A 5,564-nucleotide genomic window follows, 5' to 3' on the forward strand; every position below is an offset into this window, starting at 1 on the left:
GCGAGGCGGAACGAGCCGCGCAGGGGACGGTAGGCGACGCGTTCGATCGCCCAGCTCAGGAGCGAGGTGATGAGCATGCCGACGACCAGCACGATCAGAAGGGTGAGAAAGATCGAGGAGATGCCGAGCACAGTCGACAGCACGAGGATGGTGATGAGGGCGACGAAAGCCGACACCATGAACACGTCGCCATGGGCGAAGTTCACCATGCCGATGATCCCGAACACCATGGTGTAGCCGATCGCGATCAGACCGTAGATCGATCCGAGCGTGATGCCGTTGATGAGCTGCTGAAGAAAAACTTCCATGTCGACGCGCCCTTCCCCCCGGATTGTCGCACGTACCGGCCCGCCGATCGGATGCAAATTTTGCGCCCGAGTGACATGCGACTCTTAGCAGCGAGGGTGCAAGGCGGCAACGCGACGCGCATTCGCAGCCGTGGATGCGATCCGTGCGCCCCGGGCGCCGCGGCCGGCTGCCTCCGCATTGTGGCCAAAACGCATGGAAGGCAGGCGGTTCGCGTCAAAGCTTCGTGTGCAGGGAACAGGGAACGCCGGGGATCGGGGAAGCGTTCATTGGACGGGCAGGGGTCAAACAGGAGCCTGTTATGAAAGAACACAATCAAGGCCAGCAGCAGCAGAACAACCCGAATCAGGGTGGTCAGCACGGCGGCGGGCAGCAAGGCGGACAGCGTTCGGGCCAGCAGAGCCAGAATCCGGGACAGGGCGGCCAGCAGGGTGGCCAGCAGAAGCCGGGACAGCAGCAGAACCGCTAGTTCGCGCTGCAACGCACAACGCAAATTCTGCACCGAGGCCCCACCGCAAGGTGGGGCTTTCGTTTGTGGACCGGTTGGCGGGCGAATCGAACGGGGCTAGTCTGAAGCGATGAGCGCCGGGCTCCCCCTGTTCCATCTTTATGGCGATCCGCCTGATGATCAGGCGTTCGATTTCATGCATGTCGAGACAATTGCGTCTCGCTCCTCGCTGCATGACTGGCTGATCCGCGCGCATCGTCATCGCAACCTGTTCCAGATCCTCGTGGTCGAGCGCGGCGGCGGCGAGATGACGTTCGAAGCTTCGATCCGGCCTTTCGAGGCGCCATGCGCGATCATCGTCGCACCGAATGTCGCGCATGGCTTCCGCTTCGACGCCAATGTGACGGACGGGTATGTCATCAGCTTCAGCGAGGATGTGGCGTCGGTGCTTGGCCAGAAATCCGGCGACACCATCAGCCGGCTGAAGGCGCTCGCGGCCGAGCCGATCTTCACGCTCAATCCCGCGCGCGGCAGCCGGCTGGAAACGCTGTGCGAAGATCTGCACCAGGAGATGCTGCTCGCGCGCGACAATTACCGGCTGGCGATGCGCGCGCTGCTGGCGCTGATCGCGATCGAGGTCGGCCGGCAATCGGCAAGCCGGGCGCGCACCGGCGCGGTGACCCTCGCCCCGGCGGACACAACAGTCGATACGCTGCAGCGTCTCGTCGAGGATAATTTCCGCAAAGAACGCCAGATCGGCTTTTACGCCTCCGCGCTCGCCATGACCGCCGACCGGCTCAACGATCACGTCAAACGCGCCGCAGGGGTGACAGCCGGCCACCTGATCCGCCAGCGCGTCTTGACGGAAGCGAAGCGGGAACTCGTCTTCACCGGGCGTCCGATCCACGAGATCGCCTACGAGCTCGGCTTTGCCGATCCCTCGCACTTCGCCCGGTTTTTCCGCAAGCAGACCGGCATGAGCCCGCAGGATTTTCGCGCCCAGCAACTGGCGTGATCGACCCTTTCTGTCATGCCCCGCGAAAGCGGGGCATCCAGTAAAGAAGCCATTGTGTTTACTGGACGCACGCTGGAGTCTGTCATCGGGAGCGCGCTCCGCGCGGCCCCGTTGGCGGGCGATGACATTTCAGAAGGCGCCGCGCCGATTTTAAGGTAAACAAACGCTTTCGATTGAAGCGGCGTTATTAACGATCCAAGTCACCTTCCAGGAAGGAAGCCGGAACGCCGGGGGAGGTGCGGATGCGTTGGCTGCCGAAAGCCGTCCCGGTGTTGATCGCCGTCATCGCGTTCGACCTCGCGCTGGTATTCGGGTTCGAGGCGTACCGGGTGCTGACGTCGCCGGTTTACGGTCTCGAGCAGCTCCCGTTCGCGCGGCTCGTCCACGGCATCGGATCGCTGTTCGGCCTGCACGGCGTTGCGGTGTTCAAGGTCGCGGCATTCCTCGGCGCAATCTATCTGACGATTGCCGGTGTGTTCGCGTTGCATCTGGTGAGCAGGGTCGGCGCGTGGCGCGGCATGCGCGTGTCGCATGATCTTCTCGATGCCGGCCTGATCCTTGTTGTGATGGTGACGATGGTGGTGGCCATGCCCGCCATCATGCAGGGTGCGAGCGATATTCTGGTGCAGGGGCGCCTGCCGCTATGGCTGGTCGGCCTTGCCGCGACATTGTCGATGATCGAGCGCTTTCCCGAGACTGAGGATCGCGCGCCCGGACGCGTCGAGCGCCTCTTCTCGTGGTGCGCAAGGCGCTTTCGCAAGGATCGGCCTGTGACGATCACGCCCGAGGTCCGCGGCGGAACGTCCCCGGAGCGCTGGACGCAGTTGCGCGACACGGCCGGCCTGTCGGTTGCGCCGAGCCCGTTGGCGAAAGCCGAGGGGCCGTGGTTCACGCTCAACTTGCGCTGAACGCTCCGACTGTCATCGCCCGCGAAAGCGGGCGATCCAGTAAACGCAACGCCTTCATCAGTTGACTGGATCCCCCGCCTTCGCGGGGCATGACAGACATGGGGGATGCGACTGCGCATCGAATAGCCACGGCGAAGGCGCGCCTCCGCCGCGCCGCGAAGTCAGGCCTTGCCGATCTCCGCGATGACGTCGCCCGCTTCCTTGAAGGCATGGTTCGCCGCCGGCACCCCGCAATAGATCGCCTGCTGCATGATGATTTCCTTGATGTCGTCCGGGGTGAAGCCGCCTTCGACCAAAGCGGCGCGCACATGCATGCGGAACTCGGCCCATTTGTCGAGCGCCAGCATAGTGCCGATCACCAGTACGCGGCGCGTGCGCTCGTCGAAATGCGGCCGCGTCCACACCTCGCCCCAGGCATAGCGGGTGATGAAGTCCTGGAATTCGGAATTGAAGGGCGTCTTGCCGGCATTGGCCTTGTCGACCCAGGCATTGCCGAGCACCTTGCGCCGGCGCGCCATGCCCTTGTCGTAGCGTTCTGTCTCGTCCATCGCACCGTTTCTCCGCTTGGTCATGCGCGGACTTGATCCGCGCATCCATCATTCAAAAAAGATGGATGGCCGGATCACGCGGCTTACGCCGCGGTCCGGCCATGACGGTGAACTAACCGAGGAAGCCCAGCACTTCCTTTGCATAGACCTCCGGCACCTCGACATTGGCGATATGCGCCGCATCGACCACGGCGAGCTTTGCGCCGGGAATGCTGTCGCGAATGAATTCGGCCGCCGCGACATTGGTCGCCGGGTCCTTTGATCCCGCGATGATCAGCGTCGGCACCTTGATCTCTTTCAGGATTTCGCGGTGATCCATGTCGCGCACGGCGGCGCAGCAGCCGAGATAGCCTTCGACCGGGGTCGCGATCATCATCTCCTTCATGCGCGCTGTGACATCAGGATGCGCGGTCTGGAAATCCTTGGTCAGCCAGGCATTGATCACCATGTCGGCGATCGCTGCGACCGAGCCCGCCTTGCCGACCGTGTCCATGCGAGTGTGCCACATGGTCTTGTCAGGATAATGGGCGGATGTGTTGGACAGGATCAGCTTGTCGATCCGATTGCCGGCCTTCGCGCCGAGCCACATGCCCTCCATGCCGCCCATCGACAGGCCGAGCCAGTTCACCTTGTCGAGCTTCAGCGCGTCCATGATCGCGATCGCATCGCGCGCCAGCATCTCCATGGAATAGGGGCCTTCGGTGATGCCGGATCTGCCATGCCCGCGCCGATCATATCGCACCACGCGATGGTCCTTGGTGAACGCCGCCATCTGCGGGTCCCACATATGCTTGGTGGTGCCGAGCGACGACGACAGCATCAGCACCGGCGCATTGTCCGGTCCGCTCACCTCCACATCGATGGGGCAGCCATTGGCTTGGATCACGGGCATTCGGGTTTTCCTCCGGCTTTGCTGGTGTCATTGCCGGGCTTGACCCGGCAATCCATCATCTTCAAAAACGTCTCTTGTCTTGATGGATGCGCGGGTCAAGCGCGCGCATGACGGTGGCGGGAATTGCGTATCACTTCGTTGCCTTCGCCGTGGCGATCAGGCGGTCGATGAATTGCTGCGCGACGCCCTGGTAGCTCATCGGGTCGAACAATTTCGAGATTTCGCCAGGCGGGATCACGGCCGTCACTTTCGGATCGGCGATCAGCGCGTCCTTGAGCGACTTGCGTTCGGTATGCGCGCGCTTGCTCGCTTCCTCCACGAGCTTGTGGGCATCGGCCTTGCCGATGCTCTCGGCAAGCTTGAAGGCGACCGCCTCGGCCATGATCTGTCCGCCGGTGATGTCGAGATTGGCGCGCATGCGCTCGACATCGACATCGAGGCCTTCGGCGATATCGACCACCGCGTTGAGCGCGCCGGATGTGACCAGCGCCAGCGCCGGAAAGGTCGGCCATTCCGCGGCCCAGGCGCCGGCCGCGCGTTCATGCTCCTGCACCTCAGCCGCGAGGATGGTCGCGCAAAGCTGCGGAGCGATCGCGGCGCAGGCGAGGCCGGACGCGGCGGCGACCGGATTTCTCTTGTGCGGCATCGTCGAGGACCCGCCGCGCCCTTCGCCGGCGGGCTCGAAGGCTTCGCCGACTTCGGTCTGCATCAGCAGCGCCACGTCGCGCGCGATCTTGCCGCAGGTCCCGGCGAGCATCGCCAGCGCGCTCGCGACTTCCGCAAGCCGGTCGCGGTGGGTGTGCCACGGCCCGTCCGGCAGCGGCAGATCGAGTTCCTTGGCAAAGGCGATCGACACCTCCAGTCCGCGATCGCCGAGCGCGGCCAGCGTGCCGGTCGCGCCACCGAATTGCAGAACGAGAGACTCGTTGCGCACGCGCTTGAGCCTTGCGCGCGACCGGGTCAACGCGGCGGCATAGCCCGCAATCTTCAGCCCGAACGGCATCGGCAGCGCCTGCTGCAGCCAGGTGCGGCCGACCGTCGGCGTGTGGCGATGCTTCTCGGCGAGCGTCGTGAAGGCCGGGATCGCGCGGTCGAGTTCGGTGGTGAGGTCGTCGATCACCGCGCGCAATTCGAGCACGAGCGCAGTGTCGATGATGTCCTGGCTGGTCGCGCCCCAATGCACATAGCGCGCGGCTTCGGGGTCCCGCTTCGCGACCTCGGCGGTCAGCGCCTTGACCAGCGGGATCGCCAGATTGCCGGCCGACACCGCGGCGAGACTGAGTGCGCCGATATCGTAGAACCTGGCCTGGCACGCCTCGGCAATCGGCTTGGCTGCGCCCTTCGGGATGACGCCGACCGAGGCTTCGGCCGCCGCGAGGGCGGCTTCCGCCCGCAGCATCCGGTTGAGGCGCGCGGTGTCCGACAGGATTTCACGCATCGCTGCGCT

Annotated in this window: 7 protein-coding genes; 3 read left to right on the forward strand and 4 right to left on the reverse strand. The window is 64.4% G+C overall.

From position 1 onward, the window contains the following. Positions 1 to 308 (reverse strand): ABC transporter permease subunit (locus VN004_RS13255; RefSeq protein ID WP_414710297.1); only part of this gene is annotated, 308 nt, incomplete at its 3' end. 299 nt (positions 309 to 607) lie between these two features. On the opposite strand from VN004_RS13255, the gene VN004_RS13260 reads away from it, so the two are divergent. From VN004_RS13260 to VN004_RS13270, 3 genes are all read left to right on the forward strand, one after another. Next, positions 608 to 775 (forward strand): hypothetical protein, encoded by a 168-nt coding sequence (locus tag VN004_RS13260; RefSeq protein WP_325610740.1) that lies wholly within the window; start codon positions 608 to 610, stop codon positions 773 to 775. A 109-nt stretch (positions 776 to 884) separates the two neighbouring features. Continuing rightward, positions 885 to 1,769 (forward strand): helix-turn-helix domain-containing protein, encoded by an 885-nt coding sequence (locus tag VN004_RS13265; RefSeq protein ID WP_325610744.1) that lies wholly within the window; start codon positions 885 to 887, stop codon positions 1,767 to 1,769. 242 nt (positions 1,770 to 2,011) lie between these two features. Continuing rightward, positions 2,012 to 2,677 (forward strand): hypothetical protein, encoded by a 666-nt coding sequence (locus VN004_RS13270; protein ID WP_325610746.1) that lies wholly within the window; start codon positions 2,012 to 2,014, stop codon positions 2,675 to 2,677. A gap of 161 nt (positions 2,678 to 2,838) precedes the next feature. Here VN004_RS13270 and VN004_RS13275 read toward each other — a convergent pair whose 3' ends face one another. The 3 genes from VN004_RS13275 to VN004_RS13285 all read right to left on the reverse strand — a co-directional run. Beyond that, positions 2,839 to 3,225: a carboxymuconolactone decarboxylase family protein gene (locus VN004_RS13275; RefSeq protein ID WP_325610748.1), complete on the reverse strand. Its 387-nt coding sequence runs from the start codon at positions 3,223 to 3,225 to the stop codon at positions 2,839 to 2,841. Positions 3,226 to 3,337: 112 nt separating this feature from the next. Continuing rightward, positions 3,338 to 4,117 (reverse strand): 3-oxoadipate enol-lactonase, encoded by a 780-nt coding sequence (pcaD, locus tag VN004_RS13280; RefSeq protein ID WP_325610750.1) that lies wholly within the window; start codon positions 4,115 to 4,117, stop codon positions 3,338 to 3,340. 130 nt (positions 4,118 to 4,247) lie between these two features. Further along, positions 4,248 to 5,564, reverse strand: a 1,317-nt coding sequence (locus VN004_RS13285; RefSeq protein ID WP_325610753.1) for a 3-carboxy-cis,cis-muconate cycloisomerase, incomplete at its 5' end; no start/stop codon positions are given.

Source organism: Pseudorhodoplanes sp. (assembly GCF_035565855.1).
GTDB lineage: Bacteria > Pseudomonadota > Alphaproteobacteria > Rhizobiales > Xanthobacteraceae > Pseudorhodoplanes.